At 70.3% G+C, this 19,959-nt stretch carries 23 protein-coding genes; 9 read left to right on the top strand and 14 right to left on the bottom strand.

Annotated features, from left to right (window positions below; translation table 11 throughout):
• Positions 1-57 precede the first annotated feature (57 nt).
• From AB0J69_RS31695 to AB0J69_RS31685, 3 genes are all read right to left on the bottom strand, one after another.
• On the bottom strand, positions 58-372 hold the full coding sequence (locus tag AB0J69_RS31695; protein WP_364124561.1) for a hypothetical protein: 315 nt from the start codon (positions 370-372) through the stop codon (positions 58-60).
• Positions 373-692: 320 nt separating this feature from the next.
• Positions 693-1,118 (bottom strand): hypothetical protein, encoded by a 426-nt coding sequence (locus AB0J69_RS31690; RefSeq protein ID WP_364124559.1) that lies wholly within the window; start codon positions 1,116-1,118, stop codon positions 693-695.
• A 396-nt stretch (positions 1,119-1,514) separates the two neighbouring features.
• Positions 1,515-3,554, bottom strand: a complete 2,040-nt coding sequence (locus AB0J69_RS31685) for a cellulose binding domain-containing protein (protein ID WP_364124556.1) — start codon at positions 3,552-3,554, stop codon at positions 1,515-1,517.
• 186 nt (positions 3,555-3,740) lie between these two features.
• Here AB0J69_RS31685 and AB0J69_RS31680 point away from each other — a divergent pair, with 186 nt between their 5' ends.
• From AB0J69_RS31680 to AB0J69_RS31670, 3 genes are read left to right on the top strand one after another with little or no spacing between them, the layout of a single operon-like run.
• Positions 3,741-4,448 carry an HAD family hydrolase gene (locus AB0J69_RS31680; protein WP_364124553.1) on the top strand — a complete coding sequence of 236 codons (708 nt, stop codon included), beginning with the start codon at positions 3,741-3,743 and terminating at the stop codon, positions 4,446-4,448.
• Positions 4,449-4,473: 25 nt separating this feature from the next.
• Positions 4,474-5,046: a class I SAM-dependent methyltransferase gene (locus tag AB0J69_RS31675; protein WP_364124550.1), complete on the top strand. Its 573-nt coding sequence runs from the start codon at positions 4,474-4,476 to the stop codon at positions 5,044-5,046.
• Complete coding sequence (locus tag AB0J69_RS31670; protein ID WP_364124548.1) at positions 5,043-5,903, top strand: fructosamine kinase family protein; 861 nt, start codon at positions 5,043-5,045, stop codon at positions 5,901-5,903. The genes AB0J69_RS31675 and AB0J69_RS31670 overlap by 4 nt, the downstream gene beginning before the upstream one ends.
• A 24-nt stretch (positions 5,904-5,927) precedes the next feature.
• On the opposite strand, the gene AB0J69_RS31665 is transcribed toward AB0J69_RS31670, so the two are convergent.
• From AB0J69_RS31665 to AB0J69_RS31655, 3 genes are all read right to left on the bottom strand, one after another.
• Positions 5,928-6,728, bottom strand: coding sequence for a hypothetical protein (locus AB0J69_RS31665; protein ID WP_364124545.1), 801 nt, complete (start codon positions 6,726-6,728; stop codon positions 5,928-5,930).
• Positions 6,729-6,829: 101 nt separating this feature from the next.
• Positions 6,830-7,321, bottom strand: a complete 492-nt coding sequence (locus AB0J69_RS31660; RefSeq protein WP_364124542.1) for a hypothetical protein — start codon at positions 7,319-7,321, stop codon at positions 6,830-6,832.
• 98 nt (positions 7,322-7,419) lie between these two features.
• On the bottom strand, positions 7,420-7,974 hold the full coding sequence (locus AB0J69_RS31655) for an exonuclease (RefSeq protein ID WP_364124539.1): 555 nt from the start codon (positions 7,972-7,974) through the stop codon (positions 7,420-7,422).
• A 164-nt stretch (positions 7,975-8,138) separates the two neighbouring features.
• Between AB0J69_RS31655 and AB0J69_RS31650 the strand changes: the two genes are divergently transcribed.
• Together AB0J69_RS31650 and AB0J69_RS31645 are read left to right on the top strand one after the other, a co-directional pair.
• Positions 8,139-8,861, top strand: coding sequence for a HemK2/MTQ2 family protein methyltransferase (locus AB0J69_RS31650; RefSeq protein WP_364124536.1), 723 nt, complete (start codon positions 8,139-8,141; stop codon positions 8,859-8,861).
• Between the two features lie 46 nt (positions 8,862-8,907).
• On the top strand, positions 8,908-9,678 hold the full coding sequence (locus AB0J69_RS31645) for a hypothetical protein (protein WP_364124534.1): 771 nt from the start codon (positions 8,908-8,910) through the stop codon (positions 9,676-9,678).
• 82 nt (positions 9,679-9,760) lie between these two features.
• Here AB0J69_RS31645 and AB0J69_RS31640 read toward each other — a convergent pair whose 3' ends face one another.
• The 3 genes from AB0J69_RS31640 to AB0J69_RS31630 form a co-directional block, all read right to left on the bottom strand.
• On the bottom strand, positions 9,761-10,291 hold the full coding sequence (locus tag AB0J69_RS31640) for a helix-turn-helix domain-containing protein (RefSeq protein ID WP_364124531.1): 531 nt from the start codon (positions 10,289-10,291) through the stop codon (positions 9,761-9,763).
• 179 nt (positions 10,292-10,470) lie between these two features.
• On the bottom strand, positions 10,471-11,850 hold the full coding sequence (gene lpdA / locus AB0J69_RS31635; protein WP_364124528.1) for a dihydrolipoyl dehydrogenase: 1,380 nt from the start codon (positions 11,848-11,850) through the stop codon (positions 10,471-10,473).
• Between the two features lie 39 nt (positions 11,851-11,889).
• Positions 11,890-12,264, bottom strand: coding sequence for a tautomerase family protein (locus AB0J69_RS31630; protein ID WP_364124525.1), 375 nt, complete (start codon positions 12,262-12,264; stop codon positions 11,890-11,892).
• 34 nt (positions 12,265-12,298) lie between these two features.
• Here AB0J69_RS31630 and AB0J69_RS31625 point away from each other — a divergent pair, with 34 nt between their 5' ends.
• The 3 genes from AB0J69_RS31625 to AB0J69_RS31615 are packed head-to-tail and all read left to right on the top strand — an operon-like array spanning position 12,299 to position 14,592.
• A complete protein-coding gene (locus tag AB0J69_RS31625; protein ID WP_364124522.1) occupies positions 12,299-12,949 on the top strand; it encodes a response regulator transcription factor in 651 nt (216 codons plus the stop codon).
• 6 nt (positions 12,950-12,955) lie between these two features.
• Positions 12,956-14,008, top strand: a complete 1,053-nt coding sequence (locus tag AB0J69_RS31620) for a quinone-dependent dihydroorotate dehydrogenase (protein ID WP_364124519.1) — start codon at positions 12,956-12,958, stop codon at positions 14,006-14,008.
• A gap of 29 nt (positions 14,009-14,037) precedes the next feature.
• Positions 14,038-14,592, top strand: coding sequence for a GNAT family N-acetyltransferase (locus AB0J69_RS31615; RefSeq protein WP_364124516.1), 555 nt, complete (start codon positions 14,038-14,040; stop codon positions 14,590-14,592).
• Positions 14,593-14,595: 3 nt separating this feature from the next.
• On the opposite strand, the gene AB0J69_RS31610 is transcribed toward AB0J69_RS31615, so the two are convergent.
• From AB0J69_RS31610 to AB0J69_RS31595, 4 genes are all read right to left on the bottom strand, one after another.
• A complete protein-coding gene (locus AB0J69_RS31610) occupies positions 14,596-16,188 on the bottom strand; it encodes a beta-N-acetylhexosaminidase (protein ID WP_364124514.1) in 1,593 nt (530 codons plus the stop codon).
• Entirely contained in the window at positions 16,185-17,012 is an 828-nt protein-coding gene (locus AB0J69_RS31605; RefSeq protein ID WP_364124511.1) for an N-acetylmuramoyl-L-alanine amidase, read from the bottom strand. Before AB0J69_RS31605 ends, AB0J69_RS31610 begins: the two co-directional genes overlap by 4 nt.
• A gap of 77 nt (positions 17,013-17,089) precedes the next feature.
• The gene (locus tag AB0J69_RS31600; protein ID WP_364124509.1) at positions 17,090-17,338 is read right to left on the bottom strand and encodes a hypothetical protein; all 249 of its coding nucleotides are present in this window, start codon (positions 17,336-17,338) and stop codon (positions 17,090-17,092) included.
• Between the two features lie 121 nt (positions 17,339-17,459).
• Positions 17,460-18,431: a LacI family DNA-binding transcriptional regulator gene (locus tag AB0J69_RS31595; protein ID WP_364124855.1), complete on the bottom strand. Its 972-nt coding sequence runs from the start codon at positions 18,429-18,431 to the stop codon at positions 17,460-17,462.
• Between the two features lie 245 nt (positions 18,432-18,676).
• On the opposite strand from AB0J69_RS31595, the gene AB0J69_RS31590 reads away from it, so the two are divergent.
• Positions 18,677-19,327 (top strand): TetR/AcrR family transcriptional regulator, encoded by a 651-nt coding sequence (locus AB0J69_RS31590; RefSeq protein WP_364124506.1) that lies wholly within the window; start codon positions 18,677-18,679, stop codon positions 19,325-19,327.
• Positions 19,328-19,490: 163 nt separating this feature from the next.
• Here the strand turns inward: AB0J69_RS31590 and bldC are convergent, their stop codons facing one another.
• The gene (gene bldC / locus AB0J69_RS31585) at positions 19,491-19,694 is read right to left on the bottom strand and encodes a developmental transcriptional regulator BldC (protein WP_013133571.1); all 204 of its coding nucleotides are present in this window, start codon (positions 19,692-19,694) and stop codon (positions 19,491-19,493) included.
• Positions 19,695-19,959: the final 265 nt, after the last annotated feature.

The following is a 19,959-nucleotide window of genomic DNA, read 5'->3' as shown; positions in this document are numbered from 1 at the left end:
GGTTGTTGACCGCACTACTCTTTCCACGTCTTAGCGCCGAGGGTCCTAGCCGCAGGACTACTTCTGGCGCAGGCTCTCGATTTCTGCAGCCAACACGGCCATGTCGCGCACATGGGTGTAGTACTCGGTTGCATACTCGTCGTCGATCTGCGGGAGGACCTCCTCGGTTACCGACTTCAGCCGCGTCAGGAGAGAGCGGTGCTGTTCGTTGAGCGGGCCTTTGAGGACGTTGGCAGCGCAGCCGTAGGTGTACGCGTCGAGCGTCACCATGTCCCGGTCCCCGATGTCGAGGCCGCGGAAGCCGGGCGGGAACTTCATGGCCCTGTGCTCGGCCATCATCTGCGAGAGCGCGTCGAGCTTCCCTTCCAACATACGGAGATCCTTCCACGGCACGCGGGCATGCCCGAGTGCGGTTCGCGCCATTGGCCCGGACGTCCCGGCACGCCAAGAGCCGGCCCAACCCGTGAACTATCCAGCTAGTACTCCAGTGAGACTTCGCGATCTTGCGGGATTGCCACCGGTCATGATGGTTGCTACAGCGCACGAGTACAGCAACGTCGTCACAGCATCGGGTCGCCTCGTACACCAGCACCCTCCCGGCCAGCCGCACAACCCTTCGACCATGCTGCTGCCGTTGACTCGTCATGATGGGTTCTGAGGGTGAAGCGCATAGGTCATGGTGGAATTTCGGACTACTTCGTGCGCACGGTTACTTCCGCTCGTCGGGCATGGAAAATCAGGCGCAGTATGAAGGTGTCCAGTGTGAACAGGTCGGTACCGTCCCAGGCAAACTGCCTGACCTGTCCCGGCGGGGCATCAGGGTTGGCGTTCACGCAGTCATGGCCCTCCTGGTCCTCGTGCCACTCGACGAGGCGGACGTCCTCGAACCGGAAGACCACGACAGGCGTCTTCGACAGTTCGGGTGGAGTCCACTGCGAGTCGTAGAGAAACTCCAGCTCCAACGTCGGTGGTCTGCCGGGCTCATAGGCCAGGCGCCGGAAGTCGGTGTCGTGGAGGTAGATGTGAGCACCCTCATCGGTCCAGAACTCGTACAGACCTCCGTTGGAAGTGATGCCACGATTGTCCTTGGTCACGCCGGCGAACTCGGTCACTGACATGAGGGCATGGTCCTATAGATCGAAACGATCAAGTGGTCTAGGTGGAGTGGTGACAGCAGCGCTGACAGCACCTCCTCGCACGCGGGCTCACCCCGACCACCGTCCACCACCCTCTGACCGCGGGTTCCCGCTACCTGACAGGGTGGTTGGTCCGCCTGCCCGAAAATCGGTGAGTTCGTGGGCAGGCGGCAGCGAAGCGCTGGGAAAGGGCGGACACGTTCGTGGTCCGCACCTTCGGTTAGAGGCCCAGCGACCGCTACCGGACCGACCTCGGACAGGGAAGGTCGAGCCGGTGCCGGCCCTGATCCCGGAAGATCGGGAGATGTGTGGTTTTCCGAGTGTGCGGGGTTGATCGCCGCAGCGAACGGGGCCGCCGGAAGGCGGCCCCGGGTGCTGTCAGCGGGTGGTGCAGACGGTGCCGTTCAGGGTGAAGACGGACGGGAGGACGTTCGGGCCGGTGTAGTTGCCGACGAAGCCGATCGTGGTCGAGGCGCCGGTGGCGAGTATGCCGTTCCCTGGCTCGTTGACCGCCTTGACCTGCGACCCCTCCTGCGTCCAGACGGCGCTCCAGCCGCTGCCCAGGCTCTGCCACGTTCTCGGCCAGCCGAAGGTCAGGGTCCAGCCGTTGACGGGGGCGCCGTTGTTGGTGATGTCGATGGCGCCGACGTAGCCGCTGGCCCAGTCGGACTGGACGGTGAGCCGGACCGAGCAGGAGCTGGTGGCGGGGGTGCCGGTGGTGAAGGTCACCGGGGGTGAGGGCCAGGACTGCGTGCCGCCGCTGTCGCGGGCGATCACGTTGAGGGTGTACCGGGTGCCGGGCTTGAGGTTGTGGACGGTGAGGCTGGTGCCGGCGGTCTCGCCGAGTTGCTCGGTGACGGCGCCGTTCTGGCGGTGGATCTCGTACTTGGCGATCGGGCGCGAGCCGGGGGCGGCGGCGGGCCAGGTGATCGTGGCGGACCTGTCCGTCACGCCGGTGGCCGTGGGCTGGCCCGGGGCGCCGGGGCGGCCGGCCTGCTGGGTGGTGGGGTGCAGGACGATCGTGGTCAGGGAGAGTGGCGGCAGCGTCTGGGCGGTCGCGCTCCCGGTGGTGGACGTGGTGATGCTCTGGGCGCCGTTGGTGTGGGTCAGCACGGTGGGCGCGCCGGAGGTGGGGGTGAAGCCGGAGTAGCTGATCGCGGCCGGGTACGACGTGTCGGACGAGGTGTTGATCAGCATGACGGCCAGGTCGCCGTTGGGGCGGCGGGCTGCGTGCGCGGTGACCTTCGGCTGGTCGGTCGCGGCGCGGACGAACCGGTCCCCGGGGCGGGCGAACTTGCTCATCATCTGCAGCGCGTAGTACGGGGCGAAGGGCGTGTTGAGCGGCGGCTCACAGACGCTGCCGTCCGAGGTGCACCCGCCGCTCGACAGCAGGCCGAAGTCGCCGTAGTCGGTGTGCCCCTCGACCTCGGTGACGGCGCCGATGCCGTTGTGCACGTTCCACCAGTCGACCGTGAACACCCCGTTGGCCAGCAGCGTCGCATAGGCGTCGGCGGCGGCCAGCGCGCCGGGCTGGGTGTTCGTGCCGTTGCTGCTGCTGCCGGTGTTGAACTCGGTCATCGCGATGCCGATCCGCTCCGAGCCGGGCCCGGCGTATTTGGCGATCTGGTCGCGGGTGAGCTGGATCATGTCGGGGACGTGGCCGGTCCTGTCCAGGGCGCCGGGGTACCAGTGCAGGATGACGAAGTCGATCTTCGATCCGGCGGCGGACAGGACGACCTGGTTCCAGGTGCCGCTGTCGCCCTCGGCGACGATGGCGTCGGGCCAGTTGGCGGGCGTGGTCAGCACCGCGCCGATCTTGATGGTGGGGTCGACCGCCTTCATCGCGTCCGCGTAGGCCACGACGTGGCGGGCGTACTCGTTCGGGCTCTTGTCGGCGTGGTCGTCGGCCTCCCAGGCGGCGCCGTAGTGGCCGTTGCCGTAGTTCTCGTTGCCGATCTCCCAGTACTTGACGCCGTACCCCTTGGTGATGTTGGCGTGCCGGACCCAGGCCGCGGCCTCCTCGGCGGTGCCGGTGCCGTAGTTGGCCGTCACCATCGGCTGCGCCCCGGTACGGCGCACGCCGCGCATGAACGTGTCGAAGTCGGTGTCGGGCGCCACGTACCCGCCGGGGGCGGTGTGGTCGGCCCAGTGGTAGATGTCGGAGTAGGAGCCGCCGGGGTAGCGCAGCAGCTTCATGCCCGCGTCCTTGAGCAGGTCGGCGGTCGCATCGGTGCCCAGGTTCGAGTCCCAGATCGCGTGGTTGGTGCCGAGGCCCGTCTCGGGGACGGCGGCGAGCGCGGCGCGGGCGTTGACGGTCACCGCGACGGGGGCGGGGTCGTCGGCGTACGCGCTGGGGGTGCTCAGGGCGGTCAGCGTCAGCAGGACGGCCAACGCGGCTCGTAAGGGGGTTTTCGGCATCGGCGCACCTCGCCATGAAACGCATGGATAGTGGTATTGCCTCGAAGCATCATGATCATGGGGTGTGGCCTGGCACCCGTCAATTACGGCTGAAACTTTCAGGCCCGGGGCCGGATGCCATGATGGACCGGCCGGGCGTACCGGTTACTCGGACGGACGGACGGACGGGCGGGCGGGCGAGGCTCCATGCGTCGGACACACATCCTCTTCGACTTCTTCGGCACGCTCGTCGAGTACTCGCCCAGCCGGACGGAGCAGGGCTACCACTCCACCTACGCGCTGCTGCGCCGGCTCGGGGCGACCCTGCCGTACGAGGAGTTCCTCGACGGCTGGTCGCGTACCTCGGCCGAGTTCGACCGGCTCAGCGACCTGGACGACCACGAGTTCTCGATGGCCGAAGCCGGCACGGCGTTCCTCGGCCGGGTACTGCCGCACGGGCCGGCCCCGGCCGAGGTCGAGGAGTTCGTCACCCTTTACGTGGCGGAATGGAACACCGGCGTCCACTACCTGCCCGGCCTCGCGGGTCTCGTCGAGGAGCTGTCGGCCGGGCACCGGCTCGCCGTCGTGTCCAACACGCACCTGGCGACGCTCGTGCCGGGGCACCTGGCGGCGATGGGGCTGCTGGAGTCGTTCGACGCCGTGATCACCTCGGTCGAGGTCGGCTGGCGCAAGCCGCATCCGAAGATCTACGCCACCGCCCTCGACGTGCTGGGCATCGAGGCGTCGTCCGCCGTCTTCGTGGGCGACACCTACGGGCCGGACTTCGCGGGGCCCGAGCGCTGCGGCATGGCGGCGTACCTCATCGACCCGTACCGGCGGGCGGCGGTCCCGGAGGAGCGGCGGCTCGGATCCGTGTTCGACCTGCCGGGCCGGCTGCTAGCCTCCGCTCACTGAGCGGATGATCGTGAGGCGGTGCTGAATGGCCTTCAGCCACAACGACCACTACCACGGACGGCTCCTGCGCCTGGTGCCGCGCGGCGCCAGGACAGCGCTGGACGTCGGCTGCGGGACCGGCGGGTTCGCGCGCCGGCTCGCGGGCCTCGGGCTGGAGGTGGACGCGGTGGACCCGGCCGCGGAGGTGATCGAGGCGGCCGGCCCCGCGCCGGGCGTGCGTTACCACCACGCCGACATCACGGAGATGGAGCTGCCCGCGGGCCGCTACGACTACATCTCCTGCCTGGCGAGCATCCACCACGTGCCGTTCGGCACGGTCGCCAGGTTGCGGGACGCCTTGGCCCCCGGCGGCGTCCTGGCCGTCCTGGGCTGCTACTCCGAGGTGTCGGCGACGGACCACGCCTGGTCCCTGGCCGCCATCCCGGTCAACGCGGCCGCCAGGCTCGCGATGGCGGGGCGGGGCACCCCGAGCCCGGCGCCGGTCAAGCAGCCGGAGATGTCGCTGGCGGAGATCCGGCGGGAGGCGGCCGTCCTGCTGCCCGGGGCCACCGTCCGCAGGCTGCTCTTCTGGCGCTACCTGCTCGTGTACGGGCGGTGAGCGTGGAGCTGCTGCTGGCCCGCGTGCGGGCCGCCGGGTTCGAGGCGGAGTCCGTACGCGTGGCTCCCGGCGGCGTGGTGGCGCTGGCGGGCCTGGTGACGCTGCGCGACGGCTCGGAGGTGTTCGCCAAGACGCTGCGCACGGCCGGCTCGGACCTCTTCGAGGTGGAGGCCGAAGGGCTGCGCGCGCTGCGTGAGCTGGGCGGCGTGGCCACCCCCGAGGTGCTGGCGGTGACGCCGGACCTGCTCGTGCTCGAACCGCTCCCGCCGCGCGGCGACGGGGAGCGGTTCTGGGAGGACCTGGCGCGTACGGTCGCCGCCCTGCACACCGCCACGACCGGCGACCGGTTCGGCTGGCACCGGGACGGCTGGCTGGGCCGCCTGCGGCAGGACAACACCTGGGACGCTGACGGGTACGCCTTCTTCGCCGAGCGCCGGATCCTGCGCTGGCTGAGCGAGCCGGAAGTGGCGGCGGCGCTGGACCGCGAGGAGCGCCGCGCGCTCGAACGCCTCTGCGCCGCCCTGCCCGAGCTGCTGCCGCCGGCCCCGCCGGTGCTCACGCACGGCGACCTGTGGCTGGAGAACATCCTCTCCGCGCGGGCGGGCGGCCCGGCGCTGATCGATCCGGCCGTCTCCTACAGCTGGGCGGAGGCCGACCTCAGCATGCTGTGGTGCTCGCCGCGCCCGCCGGCCTCCGAGCGCTTCTTCGAGGTGTACGCGGCCCTGGCGCCCCTGCCGCGCGGCTGGCAGGAGCGCATGCGGGTGTTCCACCTGCGGGAGCTGCTGAGCAGCATCGCCCACGACGACAACGCCAAGGAGTGCGCGCAGGTCGTGCGGGAGACCGTCGCACCCTTCTAGTCGCACCCTTCTGGTCGCGCCCGTCTAGTTGTACTTGTAGAGCCTCGTGGCCTTGCGGCGGCCGTGGTCGAACACCGAGGCGCGGTACATGCTGATGGACAGGTCGCCGTGCTCGGCCTTGCCGCAGGTGCCGACGCCGGCGAGCTGGTGGATCTCGAAGCGGGCGGTCGGGTCGCCGGCGACGAAGTACTCGGCGCGGGCCTGATACTCGTCGGCCGCGGTGTCGCAGGCGTAGATGTGGGTGTTGCGCTCGGAGAAGCAGGTGGTCGCGGCGCCCTTCGTCGAGGTGCACACCCTGGACTTGGCGCGGGCGGCGGCGGGGGTGGTGCGGGTGTCCCGATTAACCGGATATTTCGCGACGTTGCGGACTGTCTTCCAGCGGCCGTACTTGACCCGGCGGTCGCCCTGGTAGAGGGCGGCGCGGAAGGTGACGGTCCTGCCGATCTCGCGGCTGCCGCGTACCTCGCCGTCGCGGCCCAGGTTGTGGATGACGTACTTGGTACCGAGGTAGCCGTTCAGGTAGTACTCGACCGCGGGGTGGCGGCGGTCGTTTGCCGTGTCCTCGATCGTGATGCCGGGCCGGTCGCTGCCGTCAGGGCCCACACACGCCTCCGCGCCCTTGAGCCGGGCGCACACCGGCTCGGCCTCGGCGGTCTCCGTGGTGGACGCCACCGTGGGCGCGTCCAGCCCGGCCGGTCGGGCCGACTCGGCAACGGTGGCCGTCTGGACCGCCGGGCGGGGCGCGACCCTGGCCGCCGCCCCTTCGGCGCTTACCGCGGTGGCCGCCATCACGACCGCCGCGACGAATATCCGTCGTAACGCCACTCCAACCTCACCAGCCTCATCAGTCGCAGTGCTATTGCCCTGATGTGACGCGAAAAATGAGGAGAAGGTTCCGAAATGGTGCCGGTGCGTTCAGCGCGTGTTCACGGAGTTCCCCTTCGCTTCGAGGTCAGGCTCGCCAGCAGGAGGAGCAGCGCGCTCTGTGCCAGCATGCCCGGCGCGAGCGGCGGGGCCGCCCCGACCGACTTCGTCAGCGCGTACCACCACTGGGTGAGCGGCGAGAACGAGTCCCAGTCGGGGTCCATCGCGCCCATGCCGTGGTTGACGGACACGTGCATGAAGACGCCGTACGCCGAGGCCATCAGGACGACCGCCGCGAGCACGCGTACGACGGTGAGCGCGCGCCCGGAGTCGCGCAGGGCGAGCAGCACCAGCGCCACCGCGAGCAGCGCCAGGGCCACCCAGGGGATGAACTGGACGGGGCTCTGCCAGTGGCGTTCGAAGGCGAGCTCGAGGGCGGCGCCCACGATGCCGATCGCGACCAGCGCCAGGAGCCCGAGCCGCAGGGCCGCGGTGCCGGCGGGGGCGAGCCGGCGCGTCGGCCGCTGGGCGGTCTGAGGGGGAGTTGAGGTCATGTGCGGGACCACCGTCCGGTGCGAGGGTCTCTTTCGCCTCCAACGTCTCCGCGCATCCTCAGAGTAGTCTCAGCGAATTCTGAAGATCTGGTGAGAACTCAGGTCGCCTCGCGCCTCAGCACGGCGTCGAACACCTGGGCCAGCTCGGCGGCGTCCTCGCCCGCGTGGTGCGTGTGCGGCACCCCCTCCAGGCCCAGCCGCCGCTTGATCTTCCCCTTGTGCGTCTCCACCCACTCGCAGCCGGTCAGCCCCATCCAGTAGCTCCGCAGGTCCACCCCGGAGCCGGTCACCCCGAACGGGCTCTTCCCGGTGAACCGCAGGAAGTACCAGTGCACGAACATGCCGTCCCACACCGCGGGGGCGGCCAGGAACACCGGCCGCCCGATCTTGCGCAGGCCGTTCACCCAGCGGGCGGCCGCCGCCATCGCCACCTCAGGGGGCGGCGCCTCCCGCAGCAGCCGGTCGCGGTCGAGCCCGGAGACGGCCAGCGCCTCGGGCACGAAGTCGTCGGAGATCGGCCGCAGCTCCGTGTAGAACGTGAGGTGCTCCCGCCCGGCCACGGCCATGCCGAGGGAGATCATGCTGTACGGCCCGGGAATGGGCCCGTCGGCCTCGACGTCCACGGCGACGTACAACTCAGGAAGTTCGGACACGGCCGAAAGAATAGCTGCACGACATCTTCACGACATCCGCACACGGGCCTGGTGGATCGGGTGGGCTGCACGGGGTGTGCTCGGAAGTGACACCGTCTCGTCAAGGGAGGCATTCGTGCGAAATACGCTGGCATGCTCCTGGGGGCGTGCTGAAGAGTGACGTCATGACGGAAAAGAGCCACCATATTCCGCTGGTTTCTCCGGAGTACGCCGAGCGGATTCGCCGCTGGCACGAGAACGCCTATCGCGCGGCCCAGGAGGAAGGCGCCGCGGAGCGGACTTTCCGCTATTTGGGCCGGACCCTCGTGGTGCCGCCCGGCGTGCAGCCCATCACCGGCATGTCGCACCTTCTCGGCGAGGCCGTGCTGGCCGAGGTCAAGGAGGGTGATCGCGTGCTCGACATGGGCACGGGCAGCGGGGTCAACGCCGTCCTGGCCGCCTCGACGGCCGCCGAGGTGCTGGCCGTGGACATCAACCCGCTGGCCGTCGAGACGGCGCGGGCCAACGCCGAGCGCAACGGCGTCTCCGTGACCGTGCGGGAGAGCGATGTCTTCAGCGCGGTCGAAGGCGAATTCGACCTGATCGTTTTCGACCCGCCGTTCCGCTGGTTCGCGCCCCGGGATTTGCTGGAGGCCGCCATCACCGACGAGAACTATCGGGCCCTTACCGAGTTCTTCCAGGACGTCCGGAGCCATCTCGCGCCGGGCGGCCGGATGCTGGTGTTCTTCGGCACCTCCGGGGACCTGGAATATCTGCGGACATTGGCGCGCGAGGCCGGTTTCGCCGCCGAGGTCGTGGCGCGAAAGGGACTCTTACGGGACGGCTGGCAGGTCGATTACTACACATTCCGCATGAGGGTGGGTGCCGCTGGTGGCGAATTGGATTGACCAGCCGATCGTGGATCCCGCCGTCCCCCCGCGGGATCGCCGGCGCATGAGCGGCGCGCCGCTGCTCCTGCTCGGGCGGCCCGACCCCGAGCCGCCGCGATGGGCGCGCCGCCTGTTCGCCGTGGGCGCGGCCTGCGCCGCCGCGGTCGGCGCCGTGCTCGCCGCGGTCGCGTTCGACACCGGCCACGAGAGCGCCGGCCTGGCCGCCATGATGGTCTTCCTCACCTCGCTCCTGTTCGTCGGCGTCTCCCGCCCGAACCTGGGCAGCCGGCTGAGCCGCCAGTACGCCGGCCGCTACGTCATCCCCGCCGAGCTGGACGACCCCGCCCTCGACCTGGTGGCCCGGGCCAGGAAGGCGATCGCGGACGTGTCCGCCTCCCGCGTGCACCGCCGGGGCCTCCTCGACGTCATCGCCAACGACATCGTGCTGCCGGAGCGCCTCTGGGACGTCGCCCGCCTCGTACGCGTCCAGGCCGACCTGCGGGCCGAGCAGGCGGAGGCGATGGAGGAGGTGATGACCCCCGAACTCGCCGCGGTCCTGGAGCCCCAGCGGGAGGCGCTGAGCCGCTCGGTGGCGGCGGTCACGGAGCGGGTGTGGGAGCTGGAGTCGTACGCGGCCCGCGTGCGCGCGGCGGACGCGGCGCTGCGGGCGAGCGATCTGCAGAAGAGCAACGACAGGTACGTCGACCTCCTGGCCCAGACCGGCGACACGGACGGCCTGCGCGCCCTGACCGCCCAGGCCGACATCCTGACCAGGATCCTGCGCGAAGCCATCACCGCCGGCCAGACCCTGGGGGCCACCCGGCCCCCGCCCTGATCCGCGGCCCGCCTACGACGGCCCGCCTACGACGGCCCGCCTACGACGGCCCGCCTACGACGGCCCGCCTACGACGGCCCGCCTACGACGATCCGTCCCGCGTCGCCCGGTCGAAGATCTCGACGAGCTCGTCCGCGCAGCCCTCGGGGTCGAGCCGCTCGGCCACCCCGTCGATGGACGCCCGCAGCACCGTGCTCATCAGCTCGGCGTCGAACTCCCGGAACGCCCCCGCCCGCTGCCCGCCCTCGAACAGCTCCGCCAGCCACCCGTCCGCCGCCTGCTCACCGGTGTTGCAGGCGATCTGCCGCAGCGCCCGTACGTGCTCGGGCCGGGCGGCGGCGAAGTCGAGGCTCGCCCTGATGTACGCCGCCAGCCCCGCCCGCTCCCACCCCTGCGCGCCGGCCGCACGGTTCGCGGCCGCGTCGAGGGCCGGACGCACGAAGGCCGCCGCCTCCGCCAGCACCACCCGGCCCACCGTCGCGAGCAGCTCCTTCTTGCCCGCGAAGTGATAGGAGATCAACCGCTTGCTGCTGAGCCCCGCGTGCGCGCAGATGGCCTCGAACGTCGTCCCCGCGTAACCGCGCCGCGCCAGCACCGCGATCGTGGCCGACACGATCTGGTCCTTGCGCCTCTCGGAAGCCGCGAGGCGCCTCGCGGGCATCTCCATGTCAGCCCAGACTGCCACGTCGACCCCGTGAACACCCCCACCCCCACTTACTCAATGGGATAAGAGAGTGCAAATGTGATCGGTACGGCCCAGCCGTACCGATCACTGAAACCGGAAAAAAGCTCTCACATGTTGATCATGTGGCCGGCCAGCCCGTGGATGGCCTCCTTGACCGCCTCGCCGAGGGTCGGGTGCGCGTGCACGTTGCGCGCGACCTCGTGCACGGTCAGGTCCCACTGCTGCGCCAGGGTCAGCTCGGGCAGCAGCTCGGTCACCTCGGGCCCGATGAGGTGCGCTCCGAGCAGCTCGCCGTGCGTGTTGTCGCTGATGATCTTGACGAAGCCGGCGCTGTCGCCCAGCCCGTGCGCCTTGCCGTTGGCCGTGAACGGGAACTTCGCCACCTTCACGTCATAGCCCAGGTCCCGGGCCTGCGCCTCGGTGTGGCCGAAGCTGGCCACCTGCGGCTGGCAGTAGGTCGCCCGCGGGATCATCACGTAGTCGAGCTCCATGGTCTCCGCGCCGGCGATCGTCTCGGCGGCGATGATGCCCATGGACTCCGCGGCGTGCGCCAGCATCAGCTTGGCGGTGACGTCGCCGATGGCGAAGATGTGCGGCACGTTCGTACGCAGCCGCCCGTCCACCGCGATCGCGCCCCGGTCGGTCAGCGCCACGCCGGTCTTCTCCAGCCCGTAGCCCTCGACGCGCGGCTGGAACCCGATGGCCTGCAGCACCTTGTCCGCCTCGAGCACCTGCGTCTGGTCGCCGCGGGTGACGGTGACCTTGACGGAGGAGCCGGTGTCCTCGATGCCGTCCACGCGGGTCGAGGTCAGCACCTCGATGCCGAGCCGCTTGTAACGCTTGGCCAGCTCGGCCGACACCTCCTCGTCCTCCAGCGGCACGACCCGGTCGAGGAACTCCACGATCGTCACCTTGACGCCGTAGTTGTGCAGCACGTACGCGAACTCCACGCCGATGGCGCCGGCGCCCGCGATGATGATGCTGCCCGGCAGCTCCTCGGTGAGGATCTGCTCCTCGTACGTCACGACCCGCTCCGACAACTGCGTGCCCGGGATCAGCCTGGTGCCGGCCCCGGCGGCGATGATGCAGTTGGAGAAGGTGATCGTCTCGCCGTTCACCTGGATCGTGTTGGCGTCCAGGAACGTGCCCCGGCCGTCGTACTCGGTGATGGCGTTCTTCTTCATCAGGTAGTGAACGCCCTTGACCCGCCCGTCGGCCACCTTGCGGCTGCGCTGGAAGGCCGCGCCGTAGTCGAAGGTGACCTCGCCGCTGATGCCGAAGGTCTTGGCCTCGCTGGTGAAGATGTGGGCGAGCTCCGCGTTGCGCAGCAGCGCCTTGGACGGGATGCAGCCCACGTTGAGGCAGACGCCACCCCAGTACTTCTCCTCGACGACCGCGGTGCGCAGTCCGAGCTGGGCGGCGCGGACCGCGGCCGTATATCCTCCTGGACCCGCGCCGAGAACGACGACGTCATAGTGAGTGCTCATGAGTCGGACCATACCGTCCGGCCGTGGCCGCCCCTGAACTCAGACCTCCACCTTGTACGACAGACTGAGCTCATCAGCGGGAACACCGCGGATTCCCCAGTTGACCTTGGGCATCTCAATGATCGTGATCTCCACGTCCTCGGGGTCGTACCCCGACTTCTCGTAGATCTCCCGGATCAGCGCCCGCTTGGCGTCGTCGCTGCGGCCCGTGAAGCAGACCACCTCGATGATCAGATAGCGCTCGCTCCGCTGCGGGCAGACGAAGTCGTCGGCCTCCAGCAACAGGAACCGGTGGAACCGCTTCTCCTCGGGCAATCCCCACGCGCTCACCAGGCACGACTGGAGCAGGTCGGAGACCTCCCGCTGCCGCCCCGCCCACACGTCCCTGCGCCCGTAAACCTTCACCTGAGCCATGCCGACCCATACTAGGTCGGCCAATATAGAGGGCGTGATCCGCATACTCCTGGCCGACGACGAGGCCATGATCAGGGCGGGGGTCCGGGCGATCCTCCAGTCCGACCCCGAGCTGGACGTCGTGGCCGAGGCGGGCGACGGCAGGCAGGCGGTGGACCTGGCCATCAGCCACCGCCCCGACGTCGCGCTCCTGGACATCCGCATGCCCAGGCTCGACGGGCTGGCCGCCGCGGCCGAGATGCGCAGGGTCGCGCCGGGCACGGCCGTGGTGATGCTGACCACGTTCGGCGAGGACGACTACATCGCCAAGGCGCTCGACGTCGGGGCCAGCGGGTTCCTGCTCAAGTCGGGCGACCCGCGCGAGCTCATCGCCGGGATCCACGCGGTGGCCGACGGCGCGGCGTACCTGTCGCCCAAGGTCGCCCAGCGCGTCATCAGCCAGCTGGCGGGTGGCCGGATGGCCAGGGGCGCGGTGGCCCGCGACCGCATCGAGGCGCTCACCGAGCGCGAGCGGGAGGTCCTCGCCCTGGTCGGCGCCGGGATGTCCAACGCGGAGATCGCCCGCGAGCTGCACATCGTGGAGGGCACCGTGAAGGCGTACGTGAGCGCCATCCTCACCCGCCTCGACGTACGCAACCGCGTGCAGGCCGCGATCATCGCCCACGAGGCCGGCTTGGTAGCCTGACCCGTGATGTATCACCTCGTGTTCTCGCAGGTCTTGCGGCGTTTCGACGCCGAGGCCGTGCACCGACTCACCGTGAGCGCCCTGGCGCTCCTCGCCCGGCTGCCGCTGCTCAAGCGGCTGCTGCACCGGGTGCTCGCGCCGCGCGACCCGGCCCTGCGGGTGACCGCGTTCGGCGTGCACTTCCCCGGGCCGCTCGGGCTGGCCGCCGGCTTCGACAAGGACGCCGCCTGCGCGGAGGCCGTCGCCGCGCTCGGCTTCAGCCACGTCGAGGTCGGCACCATCACCGCCCACGGCCAGCCGGGCAACCCGCGCCCCCGCCTGTTCCGGCTGGTGCGGGAGCGGGCGGTGATCAACCGGATGGGCTTCAACAACTCCGGCGCGCTCGCCGCCGCCCGCCGGTTGCGCCGCCCGCGCGGCGTGCCGGTCGTGGTCGGGGTGAACATCGGCAAGACCAAGGTGATCCCGGAGGCCGAGGCCGCGGCCGACTACGTGGCCAGCGCCAAGGCCCTGGCCCCGCTGGCCGACTACCTGGTGGTCAACGTCAGCTCGCCCAACACGCCCGGGCTGCGCAACCTGCAGGCGGTCTCGCTGCTGCGCCCGCTGCTCACCGCGGTCAAGGAGGTGGCCGACGCCACGCCCCGCCGCACCCCGCTGCTGGTCAAGATCGCCCCCGACCTGGCCGACGAGGACGTGGACGCGGTCGCCGAGCTGGCCATGGAGCTGGGCCTCGACGGCATCATCGCCACCAACACCACGATCAGGCACGGCGGCGAGACCGGCGGCCTGTCGGGCCGGCCACTCAAGGGCCGCTCCCTGGAGGTCCTGCGGCGCCTGCGCGCCAAGGTCGGCGACCGCCTCACGCTGGTGTCGGCGGGCGGGGTGGAGGACGTGGACGACGTCTGGGAGCGCATCCTCGCGGGCGCGACCCTGGTCCAGGGCTACACGGGCTGGATCTACGGCGGCCCCTTCTGGGCCGCGCGCATCCACCGGCAACTCCAGCGCCGCGTACGCCGCCACGGCCTCAAGTCCATCACGGAGGCCATCGGCCGCACGGCGTGACGCCCGAACCATCTCCTATCGTGGGACGAATGATCGAACAAGTGGTGCTCGCGGGCGACGTCACACTCCGCCCGGCGACCGAGCACGACGCGGAGCCCCTGCTCGCCGCCTACCTCCGCAACCGCGACCACCTCAAGCGCTGGGAGCCCCGCCGGCCCGAGGAGTTCTACACCCTGCCGGGCCAGGCCGAACGCCTCAAGAGCCTGCTCGCGCAGCAGGCCGCGGGCCAGGCGGTGGCGTGGGTGCTCGCCGACGGCGACCGCGTCGTGGGCCGCATGACGCTCAGCAACATCGTCCGGGGCCCGTGGCTCAGCGCCGACCTCGGCTACTGGACGGACGCCGGCTACACCGGCCGCGGCCTGGCCACCAGGGGCACGCAGGAGGTGTGCCGGCTGGCCGACCAGGAGCTGGGCCTGCACCGGATCGCGGCGAGCACCCTGGTCGACAACGTGGCCTCCCAGAGCGTCCTGCTCAAGTGCGGCTTCGAACGGTACGGCACCGCCCGGCACTACCTCGAGATCGACGGCCGCTGGCAGGACCACCACCTGTTCCAGCGCATACTCAACGACCGCCCGGCCTTCTAGGCGTCACATGCTGGGCCGGGTCGACTCGGCGTCGTGCGTCATCTCGTCGATGCGGGCCATCACGTCCACGACCCGTACCCCGCTGGGCCGGTGCGGCCGCCGCCGCTGCCAGGGGTGCGGCCCCGCCTGGGGACGATATTCGACGCCGATGGCGTCCAGCCGCCCGAGGTGCCCCGCCAGCCGGTCGTCGAACCCCGACGGGCCGGGGCCCGCCCAGGCCACCTCCGCCAGCGCGCAGGCCCGGGGCCACAGGCGGTAGTCCACCGTGCGCGCGTCCGGCACCCGCTCGGTCCAGAGCTGCGCCTGCACGCCCATGACGCGCGCCCGCTCCGCCTCCGTCCAGTCGCCCGGCGCCGGCTCGAACGCCGCCACGTCCGCCACCGTGATCGCGTCCCCGATGGCCATCGGCTCGTCGGGGGAGGAGGCCTCGGCGTAGTCGAAGTACAGCGGGAACACCGGCGTCGCCACCACGTCGTGCCCGGCGGCGGCCGCCCGCCGGCCCACGCCCATGCCGCGCCACGGCATGACGATCGTGTCCTGCCGCAGCCCGCCGCTGACGAACGCCTCGTCCCACACCACGGCCCGCGCGCCCCGCTCGGCCAGCGCGTCCGCCAGCCGCCGCAGGAACCACGCCTGCAGGTCGTTGGCCGTCTCCAGCCCGAGCGACGCGCGGTAGGCGCCGATCTCCGCCGAGGCCGCCCAGTGGTCGAGCACGACCTCGTCGCCGCCGATGTGCACGTACGGGGCCTCGCCCAGGGCGCCGATCAGCTCGTCGAAGATCGTGGTCAGGAACTCCACGGTCGGCGGCAGCGGCGACAGGATCGCGGGGGAGATGCCCCAGCGGTCGAGCACGTCGTGCCGCTCCCCGGTGGCCCCGAACGCCGGGTAGGCCGCCAGGATCGCCGACGCGTGCCCCGGCACGTCGATCTCGGGGACGATCGTGACGCAGCGGGAGCGGGCGTACGCGCCCATCTCGGCCAGGTCGTCGAGCGTGTAGTAGCCGCCGTGCGGGACGTCGTCGTACGCGTCCGGCTCGCGGTAGTAGTTGGTCGCCGTCCGCGGCCGGTGCGAGGACACCTCGTGCAGCAGCGGGTAGGCCCGGCTCTCCACCCGCCACCCCTGGTCGTCCACCAGGTGCAGGTGCAGCCGGTTGAGCTTGTGCATCGCCATCAGGTCGATCAGGCGGAGGATCTCCCGCTTGGGGAAGAAGTGCCGCGCCACGTCCAGGTGCAGCCCCCGCCAGGCGAACCGCGGCGCGTCCTCGATCCGCACCCCCGGCACGGGCCACGACGTGGCCTCGGAGAACCGGTAGGAGGCGTCGGGCAGCAACTGGTGCAGCGACTGCGCCGCGTAGAACGCCCCCGCCCGCCCGCCGGCCACGATCTCCACGCCCCGCGACCCCACAGCCAGCCGGTACGCCTCCTCGCCCAGCCCCGGATCCCGCCGGACGTCGATCTCGCCCGAGTCGCCGGGACGGAGGTCGAGCCCGGGAAGCGCCGGGCGTACGGCGTCGACCAGGTCGCCGGACACCGTCGCGCCCGAGGTCAGCACGTAGGAAGCGGAAAGATCAGCGAGCAGCTCTGGACGAGGAATCATGCTTCGAGATAGTGCTGCAATCCGTTCGCCAGCGCCAGGGCGATCTTCTGCCGGAACGCCGGGCTCTGCAGCTTGGCCGCGTCACCGGCGTTGCGCATGTTGCCGGTCTCGATGAAGACCTTCGGCACCGTGGACAGGTTGAGCCCGCCGAGGTCGTTGCGGTAGTCGAGCGCCTTGCGGCCGATGTAGGTGGAGTAGGCGATCCCCGTGCCCTTCCGGTACGCGTCGCGCACGGCGATCCCGAGCTCGCTGGAGGCGCCCACCACCTTGTCCACCGGCCCGTTGATCTTCTTGGGCATGATGACGTGGAAGCCGTGGTTGCCCGGCGCGGAGCCGTCGGCGTGCACGGAGATCGCCGCGTCCGCCTTGGCCTCGTTGCCGATCGCGGCCCGCTCGGTGATGCACGGGCCCACGCCGTTGTTGCTGGTCCTGGTCAGCTTGACCGTGGCGCCCCGGCGTTCGAGGATCCTGACCATCCGGTTCGAGACGTCCCACGTGAAGGCGGCCTCGCTGTAGCCGCTGTTCGTGGAGGTACCGGTCGTGTCGCAGGCCTTCTTCTGGGTCAGCACGTCGACCTGGCGGTTGATCACCTTCGGGTTGCGGTAGTTGGCGCCGTTGTGGCCGGGATCGATGACGATGACCTTGCCGTCGAGCGGCTTGGCCGCCGGCGGCGCCCCCTTCGCGGTGGCGGAGGAGGGAGAAGCCTGCCCCGCCGCGGTCGCGGGGGCGGCCTGACCTGCCGCGGCGCCACCGGAGCCGGTGCCGCCACACGCGGAGGCGATCAGGCCGCAAACGGCGAGGACTGTGGCTGGTAGAGCACGCATGCCGTCCAACTTACGGCAAACCAGGAGCTCAAGCCCGTCTTATGCCAAGCGTGGCGCAGGGCGCCAACCGTACGTCCTCACCAGACGTGTTCGCCGACCTCCTGCCGTTCGAGCAGGGCGGCCAGCTCCCGCGCGTCCTCGGCGTCGAGGCCGAGAACGACGCGGGGGCGGCCCCACGGATGGTCGAGCGAGTGGGCGACATAGCTGGCGACCGACTCCGCGCCGCCATCGGTGCCCCGCCCCCTGCCCGCCCGCCAGTGTCCCCAGGCGCGTTCGAGTTCGGCGGCCGCGCGCTGGGCGCAGGACACCAGTTCCGGATCACGCATGACTGTTCCCCCTGGATCAGATCGTGACCGGACCGAATCCGGCCACAATTAGCATGACCCTGACGAGTAAACCGCCGTGCGGCCGCGCCTCCACACGGCTTGACCCAGCTTTAACCGGCTCTTAGACCGGACCCGTGCTTCGTCGCACGATCAGCTCAGGACGCACCTCCCGCAGGCGCGCGCCCTTGGCCGGATCTCCGATCCGGTCGCTCAGCAGCGCGGCCGCCGACCTGCCCATGGTCCGGCGAGGCTGGTCGACCGAGGTGAGCGAGATCTGGCGGGAGGCCGACAGGTGCGTGTTGTCGTAGCCCACCACCGAGAGGTCTTCGGGGACGCGCAGGCCCAGCTCGCTGGCGGCGGAGAGCACGCCGAGCGCGACCACGTCATTGGCGGCGAAGATCGCCGTGGGCCTGGGGTCGCGGCTCAGCAGCGCGATCGCCGCCTCCCTGCCGCCGTCCTCGGTCGAGTCCGCGGCCTCGACCATGATGTACGGCGCCAGCGAGTGCCTGCGCATCGCCACGAGATAACCCTCGCAGCGCGACGACCGCCGGCCCTCGATGTGCGCGATCCGCTTGTGGCCGTGTTCGACCAGGTGGTCGATGGCCAGGCGGGCGCCGAGCTGGTCGTCGTCGACCACGATGTCGACGCCGTCGAGCTCGATGTCACGTTCCCCTACGACGACGGTCGGGGTGTAGGCGGTGGCCTCGATCAGCGTCTCGCTGGTCGGAGCGATGCCGAGCAGGACCAGCCCGTCGACCCTGAGCTCGAGGAAGGCCTCCACGGCCTCGTCCTCGAACGCGGGGTCCCATTGGCTGTTCCCGATCAGCATGCGCAGGCCGTCGCCGTGCAGGCTCTCCTGCAGACCGTCGAGGAACTCGGCGTAGAACGGGTTGTGCAGGTCGGCCACGAGCGCGCCGACCAGATGCGTACGGCCTTCCACCAGGCTCCGCGCGACCGCGTTCGGCCGGTAGCCGAGCTCGCGGGCGGCCTGCAGCACGGCCTGGCGCCGGTGCTCGCTCACGTGCGGGGATCCGCGCAGCACGAGAGAGACCAGCGATTTGGACACGCCGGCTCGTTCGGCGACGTTACGGATGGTCGGTCTGGGCCGAGGCAGTGCGTCTACCTCTCTGAGCTCAGCGATGGTCGAAGTGTTGACGGGCGGTCCTGACATGTGTCTCCCCCGCGATGCGGATATGGGCACCTGTCTGACCAAACGATCGAGTTAGCCGCAGGGTACGGCCTTCGTTACGGATTGGCTTAACCTCCGTCCCCAAAGGCGGATATTGACTGCACAGTCGCACGTCAGCTATTGGGCACGGCGTCGGATAATGTGCAGGTGTGACACCCGGGAAGTCAGCCGAGACGGCACGGCCGGCACGGCGCAGGCTCAGCGTGGACCGGCGTCGGGAAGAGCTCATGGCGGCGGCGCTGGAGCTGTTCAGCACCCGCGACGCGGAAGACGTCTCGATCGACGACGTGGCCTCGGCGGCGGGAGCTTCGCGGGCCCTGGTCTATCACTACTTCGGCGGCAAGCAGGAGCTCTACGTGGCCGCGCTGAGGAGCGCGGCGGATCAGCTGGAGTCCCGGCTGCGCCCGCACGAGGGCGGCCGGCCGCTCGACGAGCTGGCCTCCGGGCTCAAGCGCTACTTCGACTTCGTCGAGGAGCACGCCGCCGGCTTCGCCGCGCTGCTGCGCGGCGGCCCGGCCAACAGGACCGGTGAGGTGGGCGAGATCGTCGACGGCGTGCGCCGACGGTTGTTCCGCCTCATCCAGAAGCAAATGGGCGTCGAAGAGCCGAGCCCGGTGCTTCGCACGACTCTGCGGTCGTGGATCGCCTCCGTCGAGACCGCCGGCCTCGACTGGCTGGAACATCGCGACATCGAGCGCCCGACCCTCGAGAAGCTGCTGGTCGAGCACATGGTCGCGCTGCTCGGTGTCGCCGCCGCCCACGACGGCGACGTCGCCAGGCTGCTCGATCAGCTGGCGTAGCGCCGGAAGAGCCGGCACGGCGACGGAAGCGGTGGGAAGAGTGGCGCCGGGCGGGCGGCGCCAACTTCCCGTGCGACGTCAAGTCGTCACAGCGGTGGACCCGGCCCACTGACGGCCTGGTCCACCCCTTCAAACCCCCCTGAGGTCCGTGACGACCCTCCAGCTACTCGGAACGCTGCTGCGGAATCCCCGCGAGCAGTGCGCGAACCTCGGTCTCCCGGTAACGCCGATGACCGCCGAGGGTACGAATCGACGTCAACTTGCCCGCCTTGGCCCACCGCGTAACGGTCTTGGGGTCGACCCTGAACATGGTCGCGACCTCAGCGGGCGTGAGCAGTGGCTCGGCCTCGGGTGTACGAGCTGACATTTGTGCGGCCTCTCCTCCGTGTGGACCGGCTTAGCGATCCTGTGACTGCCTTTGCGCGTGTCACGGATGTCCCCCTATGGCGCAGAGCGTGCGGCTTTTCTGAGCCATATGCGGCATCACCCGATGTGACCATACCGCCACGCAGAGCGATTGGCGAGCCCTTCTTTGACCCAACTGCCCGCCCCCGTGGCGATGTCACGCTCGGTGATTCTAGCGACACGGTTCGTGGTATCGCAGTGAAAACGGCAAACTACTCAGTTCGCAG

The sequence above is a fragment of the Nonomuraea sp. NPDC049709 genome, from assembly GCF_040674815.1.
In the GTDB taxonomy this organism is placed as follows: Bacteria; Actinomycetota; Actinomycetes; order Streptosporangiales; family Streptosporangiaceae; genus Nonomuraea.
Note: the sequence above shows the minus strand (reverse complement) of the source record. Positions and strands in the feature narration are given on the sequence as shown.